General features: G+C 36.4%; 18 protein-coding genes. 16 read left to right on the forward strand and 2 right to left on the reverse strand.

Going from position 1 to position 23,381, the window contains the following annotated elements; all coding sequences use genetic code 11:
• Positions 1-5: 5 nt before the first annotated feature.
• The 3 genes from K332_RS0114430 to K332_RS0114440 all read left to right on the forward strand — a co-directional run bounded on the left by K332_RS0114430 (position 6) and on the right by K332_RS0114440 (position 3,141).
• A complete protein-coding gene (locus tag K332_RS0114430; RefSeq protein WP_026908098.1) occupies positions 6-302 on the forward strand; it encodes a YerC/YecD family TrpR-related protein in 297 nt (98 codons plus the stop codon).
• 711 nt (positions 303-1,013) lie between these two features.
• Positions 1,014-1,628, forward strand: coding sequence for a transglutaminase-like domain-containing protein (locus tag K332_RS0114435; RefSeq protein WP_026908099.1), 615 nt, complete (start codon positions 1,014-1,016; stop codon positions 1,626-1,628).
• A gap of 319 nt (positions 1,629-1,947) precedes the next feature.
• A complete protein-coding gene (locus K332_RS0114440) occupies positions 1,948-3,141 on the forward strand; it encodes a class I SAM-dependent rRNA methyltransferase (RefSeq protein WP_026908100.1) in 1,194 nt (397 codons plus the stop codon).
• Positions 3,142-3,409: 268 nt separating this feature from the next.
• Here K332_RS0114440 and K332_RS0114445 read toward each other — a convergent pair whose 3' ends face one another.
• Together K332_RS0114445 and K332_RS0114450 are read right to left on the reverse strand one after the other, a co-directional pair.
• Positions 3,410-4,288 (reverse strand): DUF3307 domain-containing protein, encoded by an 879-nt coding sequence (locus K332_RS0114445; protein WP_026908101.1) that lies wholly within the window; start codon positions 4,286-4,288, stop codon positions 3,410-3,412.
• A gap of 54 nt (positions 4,289-4,342) precedes the next feature.
• On the reverse strand, positions 4,343-5,215 hold the full coding sequence (locus tag K332_RS0114450) for a hypothetical protein (protein ID WP_026908102.1): 873 nt from the start codon (positions 5,213-5,215) through the stop codon (positions 4,343-4,345).
• Positions 5,216-5,853: 638 nt separating this feature from the next.
• On the opposite strand from K332_RS0114450, the gene pcrB reads away from it, so the two are divergent.
• The 13 genes from pcrB (at position 5,854) to K332_RS22615 (ending at position 23,368) form a co-directional block, all read left to right on the forward strand.
• On the forward strand, positions 5,854-6,528 hold the full coding sequence (pcrB, locus tag K332_RS0114455; protein WP_425414463.1) for a heptaprenylglyceryl phosphate synthase: 675 nt from the start codon (positions 5,854-5,856) through the stop codon (positions 6,526-6,528).
• Between the two features lie 28 nt (positions 6,529-6,556).
• Positions 6,557-8,842, forward strand: a complete 2,286-nt coding sequence (gene pcrA / locus K332_RS0114460) for a DNA helicase PcrA (RefSeq protein WP_026908104.1) — start codon at positions 6,557-6,559, stop codon at positions 8,840-8,842.
• A 15-nt stretch (positions 8,843-8,857) separates the two neighbouring features.
• A complete protein-coding gene (gene ligA, locus K332_RS0114465) occupies positions 8,858-10,864 on the forward strand; it encodes an NAD-dependent DNA ligase LigA (protein WP_026908105.1) in 2,007 nt (668 codons plus the stop codon).
• Positions 10,865-10,877: 13 nt separating this feature from the next.
• On the forward strand, positions 10,878-11,996 hold the full coding sequence (locus tag K332_RS0114470; protein ID WP_026908106.1) for a CamS family sex pheromone protein: 1,119 nt from the start codon (positions 10,878-10,880) through the stop codon (positions 11,994-11,996).
• 257 nt (positions 11,997-12,253) lie between these two features.
• Entirely contained in the window at positions 12,254-13,801 is a 1,548-nt protein-coding gene (pruA, locus tag K332_RS0114475; RefSeq protein WP_026908107.1) for an L-glutamate gamma-semialdehyde dehydrogenase, read from the forward strand.
• A gap of 299 nt (positions 13,802-14,100) precedes the next feature.
• Positions 14,101-15,366: a helix-turn-helix domain-containing protein gene (locus K332_RS0114480; RefSeq protein ID WP_026908108.1), complete on the forward strand. Its 1,266-nt coding sequence runs from the start codon at positions 14,101-14,103 to the stop codon at positions 15,364-15,366.
• Positions 15,367-15,379: 13 nt separating this feature from the next.
• A complete protein-coding gene (locus tag K332_RS24005; protein ID WP_156914209.1) occupies positions 15,380-15,529 on the forward strand; it encodes a hypothetical protein in 150 nt (49 codons plus the stop codon).
• A 248-nt stretch (positions 15,530-15,777) separates the two neighbouring features.
• Positions 15,778-16,068, forward strand: coding sequence for an Asp-tRNA(Asn)/Glu-tRNA(Gln) amidotransferase subunit GatC (gatC, locus tag K332_RS0114490; RefSeq protein WP_026908109.1), 291 nt, complete (start codon positions 15,778-15,780; stop codon positions 16,066-16,068).
• A gap of 21 nt (positions 16,069-16,089) precedes the next feature.
• On the forward strand, positions 16,090-17,556 hold the full coding sequence (gatA, locus tag K332_RS0114495; protein ID WP_026908110.1) for an Asp-tRNA(Asn)/Glu-tRNA(Gln) amidotransferase subunit GatA: 1,467 nt from the start codon (positions 16,090-16,092) through the stop codon (positions 17,554-17,556).
• Positions 17,556-18,986, forward strand: a complete 1,431-nt coding sequence (gatB, locus tag K332_RS0114500; RefSeq protein WP_026908111.1) for an Asp-tRNA(Asn)/Glu-tRNA(Gln) amidotransferase subunit GatB — start codon at positions 17,556-17,558, stop codon at positions 18,984-18,986. The genes gatA and gatB overlap by 1 nt, the downstream gene beginning before the upstream one ends.
• Positions 18,987-19,466: 480 nt before the next feature.
• Positions 19,467-20,381, forward strand: a complete 915-nt coding sequence (locus K332_RS0114505; protein ID WP_026908112.1) for a diacylglycerol kinase — start codon at positions 19,467-19,469, stop codon at positions 20,379-20,381.
• Positions 20,382-20,448: 67 nt separating this feature from the next.
• The gene (rlmD, locus tag K332_RS0114510; RefSeq protein ID WP_026908113.1) at positions 20,449-21,834 is read left to right on the forward strand and encodes a 23S rRNA (uracil(1939)-C(5))-methyltransferase RlmD; all 1,386 of its coding nucleotides are present in this window, start codon (positions 20,449-20,451) and stop codon (positions 21,832-21,834) included.
• Between the two features lie 1,132 nt (positions 21,835-22,966).
• Positions 22,967-23,368, forward strand: coding sequence for a hypothetical protein (locus K332_RS22615; RefSeq protein ID WP_036689032.1), 402 nt, complete (start codon positions 22,967-22,969; stop codon positions 23,366-23,368).
• Positions 23,369-23,381: the final 13 nt, after the last annotated feature.

The raw sequence follows: 23,381 nt of genomic DNA on the forward strand, positions 1-23,381 counted from the left end.
GCGTTATGCAAATAGATAAATTACGCGGGGAAGAACTGGACCATTTATTTGATGCCATCTTATCGTTAAAGAACCGTGAAGAATGCTATCGATTTTTCGATGACATCTCGACAATGAGTGAGATTCAATCTCTTTCTCAAAGACTTCAAGTGGCTAGAATGCTTACTGAGGGATATACGTATAAAACGATTGAAAAAGAAACAAAAGCATCTACTGCTACCATTTCTAGAGTAAGACGTTGTATTGACTATGGTAGTGATGGGTATAAGATGGTCTTAGAGCGGACACTAACGAAAGAATGAAATCCATTATATATTAAAGTTTCAAAAGACCTGTACTCTCAAATCAAGAGTGCAGGTCTTTTTGTTAAGCTATTTTCTAAAAGAGTGTTGTTAATTACACAATTTGTATAGACTGTGCGGTAACTACTGTTTATAGAGCATCACTATTAATGAATGCAGAGAGGTGAACTGCTATGCTACCGCTCCGGCAGAATACTCCGCTTTCCACGGGCACGGCCTCAGCCTCCTCGCGGGAAAACCACCGCTGCGGGGTCTTCGGACACGTGCTGTTCCCGTAGGAGTCTCCGTATTCTGCCTACGCTAGTATTAGTTTTCTAATTTAAAGATAGTTTAAAAACACATTTTAGGTGACAAGTGAAGTCATTGTATTCAATCTACACTAGCTCCGGAAATACACGGAGACTCCTATGGGAGGATAGGCATAGGTGAGACCCCGCAGTGCGTTAGCACGAGGAGGCTCACCAGCCGCCCATGGAAAGCGCAGTGTATTTCCGGAGCGGGTTTGATGCACTACCAAAGATTATTAATTGCCGCGTAGTTTACATCAATTGTGAAATTCAAAAGTAATAAACTATACGAAAACAGCCTTTTGTTAAGCTTTTTTAAATACAAAATGTCACGAAATTTTCCTATTCATATCAAGTTGGATAATTAATTAACAGTAAAATAGAAGGAGAGGAAAAATAATGTTCATATTGTGAGGTGGAGTTAATGGATTTAATGATTATGGATGACAGACTGACAGCATATTTGGAAGAAACATCCGTCATAAACTACAGCCATCCAGCAATTCAAAAGCAAGTGCAATTTTTTAAACAAACTGGGAAAACGAAACTAGAACAAATTGACCTAGCTTTTCAATTTTCCCGTGATAGAATTCAGCATTCTTTTGACAGTGAGGAAGTTTGCCCCGTAACGATTACAGCTTCTGATGCTTTGGAGCAAAAGGAAGGAATTTGTTTTGCGAAGGCACATCTATTAGCTGGATTCTTAAGAGCTATGAATATTCCTACAGGGTTTTGCTACCAAAAAGTAACCCGTAAAGGAACTGTGGAATCTGGCTATGCTTTACATGGATTGAATGCAGTGTATCTTGAAGAATTGGGTAAATGGGTCCGATTAGACCCTCGTGGAAATAAACCTGGAGTTTATTCTGAATTCCGTGTTGAGGAAGAAGTGTTAGCCTATACAATCCATTCAGAATTAGGGGAGGTAGATTATCCGTATGTTTTTGCAAGTCCACTAGATTCTGTTGTATATGCAATGGAGAATTCCAATGATAGTAGTGAATTATTTTTTAACCGCCCTGAGAATATTAACGCATAGAACTGGAAAGGCATGGATGTATTTGTCCATGCTTTTTTCTATATTTAAGAAAATATAAAAATTTGGCTTTGTTAAGTTCTTGTGCAGGAACAGCCACGTCCAGCTCCAGCGCCCAGGGACTAGCGAGACTTCCCTCACCTCCGTACGATAAGTCAACATCGACTCCCTACGGTCGTCGTGTTTCCTTTATCTCCTACGGCTCAGTCCAGTCCGTAGTCCCTAACCGGGCGCTTGCGCTTTTGTTCATATTTTAATTGTATGTAGATATTATGGTACAATCAAGAGAACTTTAAATTACATAAAGATTGGGCTGGAATTAATGTCACAGGACGTGCGATTAAAAGTTAAAACAAATTTTATAAAAAAATACCGAAATGGTTTTCCACTGATTTTATCAGAAGCGATCATCAATCATAAGGACTTACGAGAAGAAGGGACGATTGTATCACTGATTGATGAGAAAAATTCATTTATTGCTAAAGGCTACTATGGAAGACAAAATAAAGGCTATGGCTGGATTCTTTCTAAAAATGAGCATGAGAAGTTCGATAAAAAGTTCTTTAAAAATAAAATAATTGCTGCCATAAATAGAAGAGAGTCATTTTTTGCTGACGAAAGTACGAATGCTTTTCGAGTATTTAATGGTGAGGGAGACGGCGTTGGTGGTATCACCATTGATTATTTTGATGGGTATTATCTAATTAACTGGTATAGTAAAGGGATTTATCATTTTCGCAAAGCGATTCTTGATGCACTTGGAGAGTCTGTCGAGTTTAAAGGAATTTATCAAAAGAAACGATTTGATGTAAAAGGCCAGTACGTTGAAGAGGATGATTTTGTAGCAGGTGAACGTGGTGAATTTCCTATTATCGTAAAAGAAAATGGTGTTCAGTTTGCTGTGTATTTAAATGAAGGTGCAATGGTTGGGGTATTCCTAGACCAAAGAGAAGTACGGAAAACAATAAGGGACAAGTACGCTGAAGGAACCAATATGTTAAATACATTTTCCTATACAGGAGCATTTTCCGTATTTGCAGCATTAGGTGGAGCAACAAAAACAACGAGCGTAGACCTTGCTAACCGAAGTAAACCAAAAACTATCGAACAGTTTAGTCTTAATGGAATTGATTATGAAGCACAAGATGTTATCGTAGAGGATGTATTCCAGTATTTCAAATACGCAGGAAGAAAAAATCTAAAGTTCGATCTAGTAGTCTTAGACCCACCAAGCTTTGCAAGATCTAAGAAAATAACATTCAGTGCAGAAAAAGATTATACAAAGCTATTGAAAGAAACAATCGCAATAACCGAAAACAACGGAGTCATCGTTGCCTCTACTAATAGCAGTGCATTTGGAATGGGTAAATTCAAAGGGTTTATCAAAAAAGCATTCGAAGAGACTGGTTATAACTATCAAGTATTAGAAGAATTTTCACTACCTGAGGATTTTCGCACAATTAGAGAATATCCTGAAGGTAATTATTTGAAAGTAGTTTTTGTTAGAAAGGTATAGAATGAACAAAAGCGCAAGCGCCCGTTTAGAGACGTACGGACTGGACTGATCCGTAGGAGATAAAGGAAACACGGCGACCGTAGGGAGTCGATGTTGACTTATCGTACGGAGGTGAGGGAAGTCTCGCTAGTCTCTGGGCGATGGAGCTGGACGTGGCTGTTTATGCGCAAAAACTTAACAAAGCCAAATTTTATACTTTCTTACCTCAAGAAGAATGTGTTCGAAAGGTCCTCCTTCCCATAGGATGGACCTTTAAGTGTTTAAGCTATTATTTTAATATTATTCGAGTTGCGATACCAAGTAAAATTCCAATCAGCATGGACAAAATTGTACCTAATAGGAAGTATTCAGCCCAAGACCTTTCCTCCATTAATTTAAATCTAGCGATGGACTTGGCAGCTATAATAAAACCAATAGCTGAATAAGCAGAATAATAGGTTAGTATTAATACGATGAGTCTTTCAATATATCCTATTACTTTACCGCGATTATAATTGTTTTCATTGTATATAGTATAGTTATACTCTTCCAGCATTTTTTGGGCCCTTGGTATGGTTTGGTTTTGATGTATATTACTTTCATCAGTTTTAAAAGAAAACTTACCTTCAAAAGTTGAAATGTGTTTTGGAAGATTTCCAATAACCTTATTAATAAAATGACCACTAACTGTTGTTGCCAACATAATAATTATAAATAAAAATAGAATAGTACTACCTGTACCTAACGAAGTAGTTGTGTTAATTAATCGTATGCCTTTATCAAAAATATAGGAAATAGGGATATCAAAAAATAATGATGATGATAGGATTAAAATGGCAATATGGGCAACCTGATCCAGACAAAACAATTTAGCTTCAACATATTCTCCTAAACGTTTTCTAGTATTGGTAGATTTAGAGAGTTCAATTTTTAGTCTATCAATTACATAATGAAAAAATAATATAAATAGAATGGGAAAAATAACCTGTCTTAATACTTCACTAACATTGATTTCTCTTAACCAAAATATCATCGTAACGATAAGAAGACATAGAAAATGATGAAATAAGTGCTTTATTAGAGTTTGTTCTTTGTTTTTTGCCATCTCATCTGTCTGCATATAAAAATCAGCAATAAGATGTGCCGTTATTAGTGATAGTACAATCATCAAGTCTTCTCCTTCTTAAATAAATTATATGAAAAGCATTGGAGGCTCAAAACTTTAAATATTGGAAAAGTCAAAGTAGGTACTTATATTATTTTTTAAATGTTGTTTAATCTTTTCATTTAGTTTATTAGTAATTTCATAAGGGTTTTGTTGGTTTAATTGATTATCTATAGCTGTAATTTTATCTGCAGAAGTTAAAGATTCTAATCTTAAATTCGTAATTTGGAAAGAATTTAATGATTCTGTGATGTTGTTAAATGTTTTTATAATCTCTGTACCCTCCCCTTTATTTAAATGATTTGAAATGGTCGATGGGGATTTTTTTAAAAGAACTGCTATGTTTCTTTGCTTATCAATAATTAACTTCAAGGTTGAAATTATTTCTTGTAAATAGGTTTGTCTACCAAAATATAAGTTTTGTGTATCAATTAACGTATTAATCAAAGTCTCAAAAACTGTAAATAGATTTCCTGATGGATCAGTTTTTAACAATTCCTTTAAACTTGTACTATTCACATTATTATCTAGTTCAAATCTAAATGGTGGTCTATTTTTTTTTATTTCCTTTAATTTATTATTGGCAATTCTTGCTTGTTTAACGAGAGGGTGAATCCAAGTTTCTAGATTAATATCCTCAATATTTTTGTTAATGTTACCAAAGCTTAAACCAAAATAAGGTTTATTATTCCTAAATTTCCAAATACGAGTTATATAGAAGGCTATAGTATACGCAGTAGTATAATTTTCACTAATGAAAATTATTTCATCTCCCCTTCTAGCTGAAACTTTCACACTTAAAACATCTTTTGTCCAGCTTTTAACCAAACAAGAAATTTCCTCTAAATAGGTCTCAAGTGTATCTCCAAAATCTGAACTATAGGAGCTATTACTGACATCCATAATAAAGATTGAAACTGGTTTAATCATTACAATCCTCTTTTCTAGAACGTAATATGTATTGTAAATGAGTTGTATTTAGAAAATACTTATTATATGTATAGTTATTTCCTAAATTATATCATGAATAAATTAGATTAAAAGATGAAATTTATAATAAATTCGATTGTTTAATCGAATATAAATTAAGTTTCATATAATGAATGAATTAATTGTCTGAAATTACCGGATTTAGTTCAAAGCTGACTCCATGAAGGAGGGATGAATAAATAATATGATATTGACGAACGTATATTCGGTTATGTATAATTTAGGTATAGTTATTCCTATGGAGGGAGTAGTGGATTATACGTAAAAGTAACCATAGATTAATATCCGCACCTTTCAAGCGATCCAATATAACAACATAACGATACCCACAAAATGAAAAAGTTCTACCAACGTTGAACTTCTATCTAAAAAACATCCTGTTCAACATGACTTATATAGTTTACAAAACTGAGGAAACTTTGTAGGCTTCTAATAAGTACATGGGAACTCCACCCCTTTAGGGGGAAGTAATTAGACTAACCTAAAATTCTCACCATATTATTAAATTCCCACCACTTTTTTTGCTATAATATACAAATGGAAAACTATAATGGAGGATTAGACCTTTGTATACAAATATGAAAGAATGGAAGCATGTATTTAAGCTTGACCCAGCAAAGGAAATTTCAGACGAGGACTTAGAATTAATCTGTGAATCAGGAACAGATGCAATCATAGTAGGTGGTACTGACAACGTGACCCTAGATGGTGTATTGGATTTATTATCAAGTGTGCGCCGTTATACAGTACCGGTTGTCTTAGAGATTTCGGATATGGAAGCAATCACCCCTGGATTTGACTATTATCATATTCCAATGGTTATGAACAGCAATGATAAAAAGTGGATGATGGATATTCATCATGAAGCGATAAAAGAATTTAAAGATATTATGAATTGGGATGAGATTTTTGTAGAAGGCTATTGTATCTTAAATCAGGAAGCAAAAGTATTCCAGCATACAAACTGTAAACTCCCAACAGACGACGATGTAGTCGCTTATGCTTATATGGCAGAAAATATTTTTCATCTTCCAATTTTTTATGTCGAATACAGTGGGAAATATGGTAATCCTGAATTAGTGAAGAAAGTAAAAGCAGAGCTAAAGGATACACTTCTTTTCTACGGTGGTGGAATTGAAACTGCTGAACAGGCAAAAGAAATGAAAGAACATGCAGATGTAATCGTAGTTGGTAATAGCATTTATACAAATATTAAAGAGGCGTTAAAGACTGTACAAGCAGTAAAAAGATAACCCTGAGTTTATAGGAAGGTGTTTTGATATGAGTCGTACAATTGATGACTTAATCAATGGATTGAACAAACAGCAACAAGTAGCTGTCAAACATACAGAAGGACCATTATTAATTATGGCCGGTGCTGGTAGTGGAAAGACTCGTGTGCTAACACATCGAATTGCATATTTAATGGAGGAAAAAGGTGTTTCGCCTCGTAATATTTTGGCGATAACATTTACGAATAAAGCGGCACGTGAAATGAAGGATCGTGTGAGTAAACTTGTAGGACCAGCGGGTACGGATATGTGGGTTTCGACTTTTCACTCGATGTGTGTACGTATTTTACGTAGAGATATTGACCGAATTGGCTATAGTCGCAACTTTACGATTCTAGACAGTGGTGATCAACTATCCGTTGTAAAGCAGGTTATAAAGGATTTAAATATTGATACAAAGCAATTTGAACCCCGTGCAATGCAAAATCAAATTAGTAGTGCGAAAAATGAGCTTGTCACTGCCGAAGAATACAGTAATAAAGCGGGTAATTTCTATGACCGCCAAGTAGCACGTGTATTTGAAGGTTACGAAAAAGTACTCCGTAAAAATCAGTCACTTGATTTTGATGATTTAATTATGCAAACCATTCACCTATTCAAACGAGTGCCAGAGGTGTTGGAATACTATCAACGTAGATTTCAATACATTCATGTGGATGAGTATCAAGATACAAACCATGCACAATATACGTTGGTTAAGCAATTGGCAAATCGATTTCAAAACCTTTGTGTTGTTGGAGACTCTGATCAGTCGATTTACCGTTGGCGCGGTGCAGATATCGCTAATATCCTTTCCTTTGAAAAAGACTATGCTCAAGCAAAAACGGTTTTCCTTGAGCAAAACTACCGTTCAACGAAATCTATTCTTGAAGCGGCAAATAAAGTTATTGCTAATAATCCTGGACGTAAGCCAAAGAACCTTTGGACAGAAAATCCTGATGGCCAGAAGATTATGTATTATCAAGGCGCAACAGAACAAGATGAGGCTTTGTATATAACAGATAAAATTAATGAGTTGGTTCGGAAAGAAGGATTTACACCAAGTGATATCTCGATTCTTTACCGTACCAATGCACAATCCCGTGCTATTGAGGATACGTTGGTGAAATCTGGCGTTTCCTATCAAATGGTTGGTGGTATGCGATTCTATGATCGTAAAGAAATTAAAGATATGATTGCCTATCTTCGTTTAATTACGAACCCCGATGATGACTTGAGTTTTGAAAGGGTCGTGAATGAGCCGAAGCGTGGAATTGGAAAAACTTCAATAGAACGATTAAGAGCATATGCGGCAGAAAATGATATGTCATTCTATCAAGCGGTGGAAGTTGTAGACTTTACCGGTGTTCCGAAAAAGGCAGCAATAGCTTTAGCAGAATTTGGAAACCTAATAAAAACATTAAACCAACAACAAGAATTTTTAACAGCAACTGAAATGGTTGAACAGGTACTGGAACGGTCAGGTTATGAGGAAATGTTGAAAAATGAACGTTCCATTGAGTCGCAAAGCCGTTTAGAAAACTTAGAAGAATTCATGACCGTTACACAGGATTTTGAGGAAACTAGTGAAGATAAAACATTATTAGCCTTCTTGACTGATTTAGCATTAGTTGCCGATATTGATCGGGTTGACGAAGAAGACCCGGACAACGAGGAAAAGGTAACGTTAATGACGTTACATGCTGCAAAAGGACTTGAGTTCCCGGTCGTATTCCTAATCGGGATGGAGGAGAATGTTTTCCCTCATAATCGTGCGATGTTTGATGAGGAGGAAATGGAAGAAGAACGCCGTCTTGCATATGTAGGTATTACTCGTGCTGAAAAACAACTGTACTTAACAAATGCAAAGATGCGTACACTTTATGGCCGTACAAACATGAATCCAATGAGTCGATTCATCAACGAAATACCAGAAGAGTTAATTGAAGGTATAGAACAAGCGAGAGCTTCCATGTTTGGTTCTTCTCCATTTGGAAATAACTTCGGTGGAAGAGCAGAGCGAAGTCCGTTTGGGAATCCAAGGACTCAAGCAAGTACTACACAAGCTACGCCAACTTCTCAACCTCGTCGAAGTGCACAACGCACACAACAAACAACAGGTGCCGAAAATGAAACCTGGAAACCAGGTGACAAGGCAGAACACAAGAAGTGGGGAACGGGTACAGTAGTGAAGGTTCAGGGTGAAGGAGATAAAATGGAACTCGATGTTGCCTTCCCAGCACCAACTGGTATAAAAAGACTACTTGCAAAGTTTGCCCCAATTACGAAACCATAGGGAGGTGCTTGATGCATGGAAAAATCCCAGGCACAGGAAAAAGTGGAATCCTTAAGAGAATTATTGAATCGCTATGCATATGAATATTATGTTGTAGATAAACCAACAGTTCCTGATTCAGAATATGATCAAAAACTAGAAGAACTTCGCAAATTAGAAGAGGAGTTCCCAGAACTAATTACTGATGACTCCCCAACTCAGCGTATTGGTGGGCAACCGCTTGAAGGGTTTCAGAAGGTACAACATTCTATCCCAATGCTGAGTCTTGGAAATGCATTTAACGAGCAAGATCTACGTGATTTTGCTCGTCGTGCAAGCCAAGGAACAGATAAAGAATTATCTTATGTTTGTGAGCTCAAAATTGATGGACTTGCCATCGCGCTTACTTACGAAGATGGTAAATTAGTTCGTGGTGCAACACGTGGTGATGGTACAACTGGTGAAGATATCACAAGTAATTTACGTACCATCAAGAGTATTCCTCTTTCTATCACAGAGAAAAGGAAAATCGAAGTTCGTGGGGAATGCTATATGCCGCATAAATCCTTCCTTGCACTTAATAAACAGCGGGAAGAAAATGGGGAGGAGCTTTTTGCTAATCCAAGGAATGCTGCGGCAGGATCATTAAGACAATTAGACCCTAAAATTGCAGCTTCTCGTAACTTAGATGTTTTTTTATATGCTATTGGAGAATGGGAAGCTGACAGGGTAGCATCTCATAGTGATCGACTTAACCAGTTAAAACAACTGGGTTTCAAGACAAACCCAGAATGGAAAAAATGTAATTCTATTGAAGAAATTTTAGAATATGTGGAGTACTGGACGAAAGAGCGTCCTAATCTACCTTATGAAATTGATGGGATTGTTATTAAGGTTGACGATTTAGCTCAACAAGAAGAATTAGGCTTTACAGTGAAAAGTCCACGCTGGGCAATTGCTTACAAGTTCCCAGCAGAAGAGGTAGTGACGAAGCTTACGGATATTGAATTAAGTGTAGGACGTACTGGTGTCATCACCCCAACTGCAATATTAGATCCTGTTCGGGTTGCAGGTACAACCGTTCAACGGGCATCCTTACATAACGAAGACCTCATTCGGGCAAAGGATATTCGAATTGGTGATACAGTTGTTATTAAGAAGGCTGGAGATATTATTCCAGAAGTAGTCCGTGCTATTACAGAGCAACGTACTGGAATAGAAGAGCCGTTCCACATGCCAACCGAGTGTCCAGCTTGTGGAAGTGAACTTGTGCGTTTGGAAGAGGAAGTGGCTTTACGTTGTATCAATCCAAACTGCCCGGCACAACTTCAGGAGGGACTTATTCACTTTGTATCGAGAAATGCAATGAATATTGATGGACTTGGTGAAAAGGTTATTAACCAGCTTTTTAATGAAAGATTGATTCATACAATAGCTGATATTTACCGATTAGAGAAAGATGAACTATTAAAGCTTGAACGTATGGGTGAAAAGTCGGTAGATAATTTACTAAAAGCAATCGATGCATCAAAGGATAATTCCTTAGAGCGATTATTATTTGGTTTAGGGATCCGTTTTATTGGAGCAAAAGCAGCAAAGACACTTGCAACAGAATTTGAAACGATGGATAAGCTACAAAAAGTAACCTATGAGGACTTGATTGCCGTCGACGAAATTGGTGAAAAGATGGCCGATTCTGTCGTCCAGTATTTTGCTGAAGAAGAAGTAACAGACTTGCTTCAAGAATTAAAAGATCTTGAATTAAACATGGCGTATAAAGGGCCAAAACGTGTAATAGTAAGTGAAGAAGATAATCCATTTGCTGGAAAAACTGTTGTATTAACTGGGAAAATGGAGCAATTATCTCGCCCAGAGGCAAAAGAACGTATTGAAGCTTTAGGTGGAAAAGTAACTGGGAGTGTTAGTAAGAAAACAGACATAGTAGTTGCTGGAGAAGATGCCGGTTCAAAATATGATAAAGCAGTAGAACTCGGGATTACTATATGGAATGAAGAAGAATTCTTAAAAATGCTTGAAGGATAAGGAGGGCTTGGATATGAAGAAATTAAATATTGTATTACTAAGCACTCTCCTCTTACTTACGAGCTGTGCACCGAGCATGCAAAAAGATGATCAGGATGAAGTAGTACAAAAAGAAGAAGAACCAACTGGTCAGCCTTCTATTGTACCTACTTATAAACTATCGGAAGATGATTATCGTGTCGTCTTACCATACCGAACTAGTGCAGCAAGAGGAGCCACCACAAGACAAATTGAAAACCGTTTAGATATTGATGAAGTGGAACAGGGACTTATACGCCATTCCAAGGAATTCTTTGATCCAAATAAATTTTATTTTGAAGAAGGGCAGTACTTGGAACAATCCAAAGTTTACGAATGGATCGATGAATTGAATCCAGTTGTTAAAGAGGGTTCTAAGAAAGAAGAATATGAGAAAAATCCAAGAGTCCTATCTCATATTTTAGAACAAAATTTTATCAAGCGAAATGAAGATAATACGGTTGAATTAGTTGGCGTTTCCATTGGTCTAGCATTAAAATCACAATATCGTTTTCAAACGGAAATAGGCGGTCCATATTATTATGAGCAAATTCCTAAAGGGGAAATGTTAGAAAAGGGTCGGGAAGTAGCTCAGGTAGTCCTAGAAAAGCTTCGACAAATCGAAGGCTTACAAAATGTCCCTATCATGTTTGCAATATATCGAGAAGAAGCACAAGGGGCAGCAGTTCCAGGTAATTTCGTTGCTAAAACCTATGTCCAAGAAGGGGACATGAGTATTGATGAGTGGGAAGGTGTAGAAGAGGATTACATTCTATTTCCTTCAAATGAAGCAGAGGACAAGTACTTTGATGATGCTCAGATTGTCAATACTTTCGGGGTAGAAATTGCAGAGTTTTTCCCAAATTATGTAGGATATATTGGTGAAGGATTTTATGTTAATGAGCAACTTCAAAAGCTAACAATTGAAGTACCAATAGAGTTTAATGGAAAAGCAGAGATTATTGGCTTTGCCCAGTATACTTATGGATTGGTAAAGGATAGATTCCCTAATGATTATGATATTGAAATTCAAATAAGTTCTAGCCAAAGATTAGAGGGATATATTTATCGAGAGGCAGGTAAAGAAGATCCTGTAGTTCATCTTTTTGATTAGACAAATCGTATTCTCTGGTCCTAATAGGGGATGTGTTAGTTATTCCTTTCATATGGAAGGTCTTATACTATCCTAACTACGTAGAAAAAATTAAGATGTTTGAAGAGTTTTCAATCTTAAGTTAGAATAAGGAGTGGATATATTCCACTCCGTTTTATATTGCACTTCATTGTAGTTGGTTTAACATAATTTTTCGAAACCTTTGAAAGCGGAGCCATATGTAATATATTGCATATTATTATAGGGAGGTTTTATTTATGGTAGTACCGTACACGCACGAGCCTTTTACTGATTTTACAGTAGAAGAAAACAAACAGCTAATGTTAGAAGCAATTAAGAAGGTTAAAGCAGACCTTGGTAAAGAATATCCACTTATTATTAATGGTGAACGTATTTTTACGGAAGATAAGATTGTTTCCGTAAACCCTTCTAATAAGGAAGAAGTAATCGGTTATGTATCGAAAGCAAATAAAGAACTAGCTGAAAAGGCTATGCAAGTTGCAGATGAAAAGTTCAAAAATTACTGGAGAATTTCTGATCCTAAACTCCGGGCAGGTATTTTATTCCGTGCTGCAGCAATAATTCGTCGCCGCAAACATGAATTTAATGCTCATCTAGCATTAGAAGCTGGTAAGCCATGGAAGGAAGCGGATGGAGAGACAGCAGAAGCAATTGACTTTTTAGAGTTTTATGGTCGTCAAATGCTAAAAGTTAAAGATGGTATGCCGATTAACAGTCGTCCAATTGAGGATAACCGTTTTGATTATATTCCATTAGGAGTAGGTCTTGTCATTTCACCTTGGAATTTCTCATTTGCGATTATGGCAGGAACAGCAGTTGCAGCTATGGTAACTGGTAACACTGTATTACTAAAGCCTGCAAGTGTAACTCCGGTTATTGCATATAAGTTTATGGAAGTGCTAGAGGAAGCTGGAATGCCTGCTGGAATCATTAACTTTATTCCGGGACCAGGTGCTGAAGTTGGGGACTATTTAGTTAATCATCCACGTACTCGCTTTATTAGCTTTACTGGATCACGTGAAGTTGGTCTGAATATCTTTGAACGTGCAGCAAAAATCCAACCGGGCCAAATTTGGCTTAAACGTACCATCCTAGAAATGGGCGGTAAGGATACAATTGTTGTCGATAAAGAAGCAGACCTAGAATTAGCAGCACAATCAATCGTACAATCTGCATTCGGTTTCTCAGGACAAAAATGTTCTGCATGTTCACGAGCAGTTATTCATGAGGAAGTTTATGACCAAGTGAAAGATCGTATTGTAGAGCTAACAAAAGAATTAACAGTTGGAGACCCAGCTGATAACTTATACATGGGTCCAGTTATTGACCAAGCATCCTATGATAAGATTATGAAATACATTGAAATTGGTAAAGAAGAAGGTAAAGTGCTAATTGGTGGAACTGGTGACGATTCTAAAGGTTGGTTTGTGAATCCAACAGTAATCGCTGACCTTGATCCAAAAGCACGTGTTATGCAAGAAGAAATCTTTGGACCAGTTGTTGGTTTGACAAAAGCAAAAGATTTCAATGAAGCAATTGAAATTGCGAATAACACAGAATATGGTTTAACAGGTGCGGTTATCACGAATAATCGTGAGCACTTGGAACAAGCGCGCAGAGACTTCCATGTTGGAAACCTATACTTTAACCGTGGATGTACAGCTGCAATCGTTGGTTACCAACCATTTGGTGGATTCAATATGTCCGGTACAGATTCAAAAGCTGGTGGTCCAGACTACCTAATCCAACACATGCAAGGAAAAACAACTTCAGAAATGCTATAAAATTAAATAGAAAGCCTCTTTCCAATTTTTTGGAAGGAGGTTTTTTACATTTCTATGAAAGATAGGAAAAAACCACGCAATTAATGATAAAGCTTCGACAAAAATCTACATTATTCTACAAAGAGTAAGTTTATTTTCTATCAAAACTTTCCTACTTTCCTCATTTTAGGAAAGTAGGAAAGTTTTTTGGGCTTTATTAGTACTTATTGCCCCCAACTTTCCCAATATACAAGGTGAAAAAATATGCTATCATATAGTTAACAAATAGAAATAGAGGCAAATAGTAGGAGGAAAGTAATATGGAAATTGGCTCCTTTATAAAATTGCAACGTGTTAAAAAAGGAATGACACAAGAAGAACTAGCAGAAGGCATTGTTTCTATGAGCTATTTGTCTAAGATTGAAAACCTTCGCACAGAAGCAAGTCCTGAAGTAATAAGTATGCTTTGTACTCGTTTAGGAATTGAATTGGATAGCGAGACGAACATTACAATCAAGGAAAAATGTGAGCAATGGTTTAATTTACTTTTTGAAGTGAATGATAAAGAAGAGCTAATTGAAATGTATAATGAACTAAGTGAACTTATGGCATTAGTTCGGTCAGACAGCTTGATGTTATTTGAGATTCATAAGATAAGATATTTTCTTGTTTTAAAGCAATTTGATAATGCACTGGAGCAGATTAATAGTTTAAATGAAGTATCTGGTACATTCGATAATCTTCACTTGTTTTATTGGTATAAGTTTAAAGGAAACTATGCATTTTTTAACAATGAATATAACCAGGCAATGAAATCGTTTAAACTAGCAGAAGATAAAGTCAACCAGATACATTTATCAGATTCTGAACTAGCTGATTTGCAATATACTATTGCGGTAACACATAGTAAATTGCTAAACACCTTAGAAGTAATCGAATACTCTAATAAAGCTATTGACATCTTTCAAAAAGAGTATAACTTTATACGCTGTGCACAATGCCATATTCTTTTGGGGATTTCCTACAGAAGAATAAAAATGTATGAAAAAGCTATTAAACATTATAATCTAGCAAAGCACTTAGGTGAACTTAACAAGAATAACACAATTATTCAGTTAACGAACCAAAACCTTGGCTACCTCTATTCTGCAATTGGTGATTCTAAAGAAGCAATAAAGCATTATCTTGATGCGATAGATTCTGAGGAAGTTGGTCTAAACGAGAGGTTAATAGCTACAACGAATTTAATTAAAGAATATTACAGAATATATAATTTTGAAAAGGCTTTAGAAGTAATTGAAAAAGCTAAGAAATTATTGGATTTAGCGAAAAATAATGTTTTTTATGAGTTATATTACTATATAGTTCACTCATATATATATGCTATTAATGAGCAGTACGAGCAATTTACTACGTTAGTAATAGAGGATCTTATCCCCTACTTGAAAAAACATAAGGATCATGGAAACTTAATTCTATTTTCCAATATGTTAGCAAAGTATTTTGAATCAGTAGGGAAGTATAAGGACTCTGTTAAATACTATAAACTTGCAAACCTCACCTATGAGGAAATAGTTAACTTGTAAAGGGGGGATAAACTTGAAAAAACTATTCGCTTCAGTAGCTTTAGGAACAATTCTTATGGGAGGATTTTTATTCATGCAAGAAAATCAGCCAACTGATGTGGCACATGGTGAAGCAGAACCTAGCATCTTAAAGATGTCAGTTTCATCAGTAGTCAACATGTAATCGAATCAATTTACTTAAGCTTGTCAGTAATCTATGTTTTTTACCCTATTACAATATATGATAGACTTTGCCTGAAGTGGTGTGGAAACTACTTCAGGTCTTTTTTTTGTTGTAAAGGAATTCATTTTGGAACAGGTACTGGATAAGTTGCTATGAACGAAGGTTTTCTGCTATTATCAATAGTATTGTGGATGCTTTTTAATCAAAATAATTAATGATAAAATTATAAAATTGTGGAGGTGCATAAAATGGCAGAAATCACTAAAGAACAAGTTAAACATGTTGCGAATTTAGCGCGTCTTGAAGTAACAGAAGAAGAGGCGGAAATGTTTACCAAGCAATTAAGCTCTATTATCAAATTTGCTGAACAGCTTAATGAAATAGATACGGATGGAATCGAACCAACCACTCACGTATTAGACTTAAAGAACGTGATGCGTAAAGATGAGCCTAGAGAATGGATTACAAGGGAAGAAGCATTAAAGAATGCTCCTGATCACAAAGATGGTCAATTCCGTGTACCATCAATACTTGAATAATTGAATAAGGAGGGAAATCTTATGTCTCTATTTGACCATAGTATTAAAGAAATAGAAGCAAAATTACATAATAAGGAAATTACTGTTAGTGATCTTGTTGATGAGTCCTATAATCGTATACATGAGGTGGACGATAAGGTCCATGCGTTTTTAACATTAGACGAAGAAAATGCACGAAGAAAAGCTAAAGAACTGGATGATTCAGAAGACACTGAGGGAAAGCTATTTGGTATCCCCGCAGGTATTAAAGATAATATCGTTACAAAGGGATTGCGTACTACTTGTGCAAGTCAATTTTTAAGGAATTTTGATGACCCACTATACGATGCAACCGTTGTAGAAAAGTTACATGCAGAAAAGATTGTAAACATTGGAAAGTTAAACATGGACGAGTTTGCTATGGGTTCTTCTAATGAAAACTCAAGCTTTACACCAACTCGAAACCCATGGAATACTAATCATGTTCCAGGAGGATCCAGTGGTGGATCGGCAGCGGCAGTTGCTGCAGGAGAAGTTCTTTTCTCACTCGGCTCTGATACTGGTGGATCCATTCGACAACCAGCAGCATTCTGTGGAGTGGTTGGTTTAAAACCTACCTATGGACTAGTATCCCGTTTTGGATTGGTTGCTTTTGCATCTTCCCTTGATCAAATTGGACCTCTAACTCGTACGGTGGAAGATAATGCACGTGTGTTAGAGATTATTGCTGGCCATGACAAAATGGATTCAACAAGTGCAAATGTAGATGTACCATCTTATACTGAAGCTCTAACGGGTGATGTAAAAGGTCTAAAGATTGCTGTTCCAAAAGAATACCTAGCTGAAGGGGTAAACCCGGAGGTAAGAGAAGCTATTTTAGAAGCACTAAAAGTATATGAATCATTAGGCGCAACTTGGGAAGAGGTTTCTTTACCGTATTCTAAGTATGCTGTTGCTGCTTACTATTTACTCTCATCTTCTGAAGCATCTGCAAACCTTGCTCGTTTTGATGGAGTGCGCTATGGGGTTCGCTCAGAGAACGCAGAGAACATGGTTGATATGTTTAAGAAGTCTCGTAGTGAAGGATTTGGCGAAGAAGTTAAGCGTCGTATTATGCTTGGAACCTTCGCATTAAGCTCTGGATACTATGACGCTTATTATAAAAAGGCACAAAAAGTACGTACCTTAATCAAAAATGACTTTGATAAGATTTTTGAAGAATATGATGTAGTAATTGGTCCAACAACACCAACCCCAGCATTTAAAGTTGGCGAGAATATTGATGATCCATTAACGATGTATGCTAATGATATTTTAACGATTCCAGTAAATTTAGCTGGGGTACCAGGAATATCTCTTCCATGTGGATTTTCTTCTGAAGGACTTCCAATTGGATTGCAAATAATTGGTAAGCATTTTGACGAAAGTACGGTTTACCGTGCTGCACATGCATATGAACAGGCTACGGATCACCATACAAAAAGACCTCAACTTGGAGGTGCAAACTAATGAACTTTGAAACAATTATTGGTCTTGAAGTACACGTTGAATTGAAAACTAAATCGAAAATATTTAGCCCAAGCCCAAATGCTTTTGGTGCTGAGCCAAATACGAATATAAATCCGATTGATTTAGGATATCCAGGTGTTCTTCCAGTATTAAATGAAGAGGCAGTAAACTTCGCAATGAAGGCAGCCATGGCGCTGAATTGTGAAATTGCAACAGACACTAAATTTGATCGTAAGAACTACTTTTATCCGGACAATCCAAAAGCCTTCCAAATTTCTCAATTTGACCAACCAATTGGTGAGCATGGCTGGATTGAGATTGAAGTAGGAGGTAAGAAGAAGAAAATTGGTATTACTCGTGTTCACTTGGAAGAGGATGCTGGTAAGCTGACTCATGGTGATGATGGGTATTCTTATGTTGACTTTAACCGTCAAGGTACACCATTAATTGAAATTGTATCCGAACCAGATATGCGTACTCCTGAGGAAGCATATGCGTATCTTGAAAAATTGAAAACAATTATCCAATATACTGGTGTTTCTGATGTAAAAATGCAAGAAGGTTCACTTCGATGTGATGCAAACATTTCTCTTCGTCCATATGGACAAGAAAAATTTGGCACAAAAGCTGAACTTAAAAACTTAAACTCTTTCACGTTTGTTCAAAAAGGACTTGAGTTTGAAGAAAAACGCCAGGAAAAAGTATTATTATCCGGTGGAGAAATTTTACAAGAAACACGCCGATTTGATGAGAAAACAAAAGAAACAATCTTAATGCGTGTTAAAGAAGGTTCTGATGATTATCGTTATTTCCCAGAGCCAGATCTTGTGCCGCTTTATATTGATGAGGCATGGAAAGAAAGAGTTCGTAATGAAATTCCAGAACTTCCAGATGCTCGTAAGCAACGCTATATCGATGAATTAGGTTTGTCAGAATATGATGCAGCAAACTTGACCAGCTCTAAGGAAATGGCTGATTTCTTTGAAGAGACAGTGAATAATGGGGCAGACATTAAACAAGCTTCTAACTGGTTAATGGGTGAAGTTTCAGGTTATATGAATAAGCATTATAAAGAACTTCATGATTTAGCGTTAACACCTGAATCATTAGGGAAAATGATTAAACTAATTGAAGATGGTACAATTTCATCTAAGATTGCGAAGAAAGTTTTTGCGGAATTAGTTGAAAAAGGCGGAGATCCTGAAACAATCGTTAAAGATAAAGGCATGGTTCAAATTTCAGATGAAGGCCAATTACGTGAGATTATCACAGGTATTCTAAATGAAAATGAACAGTCTATTATCGACTTTAAAAACGGGAAAGACCGTGCACTTGGCTTCCTAGTTGGACAAGTAATGAAAGCGACTAAAGGTCAAGCAAACCCACCAATGGTGAATAAAATATTAGTAGAAGAAATGAATAAAAGATAAAAATGCCCTAAGGGGGAGAGTCCCCCTTAGGCATTTTTTTGTATTCTGTCTATGTTGTAAGTTCTAGGTCGCATGCTTTGGTTGAACGGGTACAAGGTCCGAGAGTTTGGTCGCATGCTCTGTGTGGACGGTCACAAGGTCCGAGTGATTGGGCATATGCTCTATGTGGACGGGCACATGGTCTGAGGAATTGATCGCATGATTTAGTTGAATGGTCACAAGGTCCAAAGAATCGGTCACATCCTTAGGTTGAACGGACAAATACGCCAAGTTATCTAGTACATGCTCACAAACCCGCAATTCCTATAATTAATCTAATTCCTCAAAGTGTGAATTTCCAATGTATTTAGCCCAAAAACTTTTCAAAATCATGAATTATGGCTAGAATAGATATGCATGAAAAAATATCCAACTAATTAATAGAGATACTAATATAAACGTATTTGAGTATAAAGTAGCATTGGAGAGGGGATATGTTAGATGAAAAGGGCCCGTATTATATATAACCCAACTTCTGGTCGAGAGGCATTCAAGAAGGAATTACCTGCAGTACTAGAAAAACTAGAAAAAGCGGGATATGAAGTATCAGCACATGCCACAACTGGTGAAGGTGACGCAATAAAAGCAGCGCGAATTGCCGTTGAAAGAAAATATGATATTGTAATAGCTGCTGGCGGTGACGGTACCATCAATGAAGTAGTAAATGGTCTGGCAGAACAGGAATATCGCCCAAGACTAGGGGTTATTCCAGTAGGGACAACGAATGACTTTGCTAGAGCTTTAACTATTCCTAGGGATAGTATTCAAAAAGCTGTAGATGTCATAATTGAGAACCAATCAATGCTTTTAGATATTGGTAAAGTAAATGACCAATATTTTATAAATATAGCAGGTGGCGGGAAGCTTACGGAATTAACTTATGAAGTACCGAGTAAACTGAAAACAATGCTTGGTCAGATGGCTTATTATTTCAAAGGCATTGAAATGTTGCCCTCTTTAAAACCAGCTGGTGTAAAAATAGAATATGATGGAAATGTTATAGAGGAAGATATCATGCTTTTCTTAATTTCAAATACGAATTCGGTTGGTGGATTTGAAAAGCTAGCTCCAGATGCTTGTCTTGATGATGGTTATTTTGATTTATTGATATTGCGAAAAACTAATTTAGCAGAGTTCATTCGCATTGCTAGTTTGGCATTAAGGGGAGCACATTTAGAAGATAAACACGTCATCTATTCAAAAGCAAAACATATTAAGGTAACACCAGTTGAAAAAATGCAATTAAATATTGATGGAGAATATGGCGGCCTCTTACCAGGGGAATTCCGTAATCTCAGGCAGCATATTGATATTTTTGTTCCAGAATCCTATCTAAATAGGGAGACTACTGACTAATTGGTAGTCTCCTTTGTTTGTGATAAGATTATAAGCAGTAAATTAGATCATAAAGGAAGATACATATATGGCAAAACAGTCTGCTCCAGTTAAAAAGAATGAAACAGTAACGCTTTCGTTTGAGGATCTAACCCATGAAGGAAACGGTGTTGGTAAAATAAATGGCTATCCACTATTTGTACCGTATGGATTGCCGGGTGAAGAAGCCACTGTAAAAGTGGTGAAGGTGAATAAAAACTTTGCATTTGGAAAACTTCTAGAAGTGAAAAACCCTAGCCCTGAACGTGTCGAACCACCATGTGATGTGTTTTACAAATGTGGTGGATGTCAAATTCAGCATATGAGTTATAATCTTCAGCTTTCAATGAAGCAACAGCAAGTGAAAAATGTGATGCGAAAAGTTGCTCATTTGGATCATGTCCCTGTTCATCCGACGATTGGAATGGAGGACCCTTGGAGATATCGTAATAAGGTAGCTATTCCGGTTGGTGAAAAGGATGGGGAACTGATTACAGGCTTTTATCAAATGCGTAGCCACAATATTATTGAGGATATGGATACTTGTGTTGTGCAAGAGGATTTGAATGACCGGATGGTGGAAGCGGTTCGTCGAATAGCTAGCAAGCTAGGAATTGAAGCCTATGATGAGAAAAGTCATTCTGGTGTTCTACGCCATGTTATGGTCCGAACCGGTCGTGAAACAAAGGAAACGATGATCGTATTAATAACAAGGACGAAGGAATTACCTTATGCGAAAGAATTCATTCGTGAGTTAACCGAGGCATACCCAAGTGTGAAGTCTATTATTCATAATATAAATCCAGCTAAGACGAATGTCATTCTTGGAGATAAGACCAAGGTACTTTGGGGGCAGGAATATATTTATGATTCCATCGGTTCTATTCGGTTTGCAATCTCAGCGAAGTCATTTTATCAAGTGAATCCTACTCAGACAAAGCGGTTATATGATAAGGCTTTGGAATATGCGGCTATTAATGAAAATGATACTGTAATTGATGCGTACTGCGGTATTGGGACGATTTCACTTTTCTTAGCGCAAAAAGCCAAAAAGGTCTATGGTGTTGAGGTAGTACCAGAGGCAATTGAAGATGCCCGTGTTAATGCAAAATTGAATGGAATCACTAATGTGGAATTTGAAGTGGGTACTGCTGAAGAGGTTATGCCGAAATGGAAGGAAAACGGGTTGAAACCAGATGTGATTGTTGTAGATCCACCGCGTAAAGGCTGTGATGAAGGGCTACTAAACGCGATGATTGAAATGGGACCCAATCGGATTGTATATGTTTCTTGTAACCCATCAACATTAGCACGAGATCTACGAATTTTAGAAGATGGTGGGTTTGGGACAAAGGAAGTACAGCCTGTTGATATGTTTCCTCAGAGTATGCATATTGAGAGTGTGGCTTGGTTGGAGAAGCGGGTGTGTAACTAAAAAATACATTTGCTCGTTAAAATAAACATTTGCTAATCCAATCCCAATTTCGTTAAAATAATCTTTTGCTTTTTCAATATCAATTCCAATAATTTCTCGGGTTTTTTCCAATAAGAACCCGGGATTTTTTGTGTCTTTTTCAATGCAAATCAATATCTTTTCAATAGTCTTTTTATAAATTAATTATCTTCCTAACCCTTGTCATGACTGGACTTGTCCAATATCTCACTCTATATTCAATTCAATACAAAATCCAATACTCATTCAATATGGCCTATCTCTCTTGGTTCTTCAATCTCCCGTTATTTATTCATTATTTTTTTAGCTAAACTTTTTTTAAAAGGAAACAGTGGAATGCGGGTTGGAGGTGGGAGAATTAGCAGGAGTTTATTATAACATTACAAAAATTGTAGAGACTGTTTGTTCCTAAAAATATATTGTCTTCAACCAACTTGGCAGAAGAGATTAATAAGCCTCAAGACTTAACATGAAATACTTCCCAGGCTCCTTACTAGGAGGACTTTGCAGAAAAGTGTAAATTTATTGACTGTACGCATACGAATGAGCCAAAATGTGCTGTACAAAAGGCAATTCAGGCTGGGACCTTGTCAATTGAAAGGTTAGAAAGCTATCGAAGACTAGAAAAAGAAACAAAGTAAGGCTTAAATTCTAAAATGCTAGAAAAGAAAAGCTAAATAATGTGTTTAGTGGATGGGCGGCATGAAGAATGCCAGGAAATTTTTAAATGAACAAAAGAGAAAAAAAATAGATAAAATGAGAGGTTGAATCTAAAACTAGATTCAATCCTTTTTTGTTATTTTACATCTAACACTATGTAGAAAATATTGTGGAATTATAGAGATAATGTAAAAGAATTATTAAATACCAAATTTGATAGCTAATTTGAAGTAGATTATAGATGAAAGAGAGGAAATGATCGAGCTTGATTTATTCCCTTTCATATAATAATTCTTAAACTTGCTGGGTTATCCAATGGTCCACTCAACATAAAAAATCAAAATTCTTTAATTTTGTAAACACAATGCATCACCTTTGTGAATACAATGTATTGACTGTGTAAACACGTTTGGTTATAATTAACTTATTCTATGAAGGAGGCATTATCTTAAAAATGGATACGAATTTGAATTTACGTATATCGAAGGAACTAAAAGAGAGTTTCCAACAGATCGCAAAGGAAAATAATAAAGATGCTTCTTCGTTAGTGCGGGATTGGATTTCTAACTATGTAGCTGAACACCAGAAATCAGATGAAGATCTTGCTACTGAATTGTATAGGGCAGGCTATCAGTTGCAACAAGCACTTGGTGGAAGGGAAAAAGTTAGTAAACAGTTAGTAAAAGAATTGCAGGAAAGTGCTTTAACGAATCAGAAAGAGTTTACACAGCAAATTTTAAACACCTACTTGGATTATGGTTTGACAATTCCATCAGTTGTTTCAAAAATTTACAATAAGTATGCTTTCTCTCAAATGTTTTTGTTTGGCTTAATTGGAGATAAGCCCAAGGAGTAATCCGAAAATAAAC

This window comes from Paucisalibacillus globulus DSM 18846 (assembly GCF_000482485.1).
Lineage (GTDB): Bacteria > Bacillota > Bacilli > Bacillales > Amphibacillaceae > Ornithinibacillus > Ornithinibacillus globulus.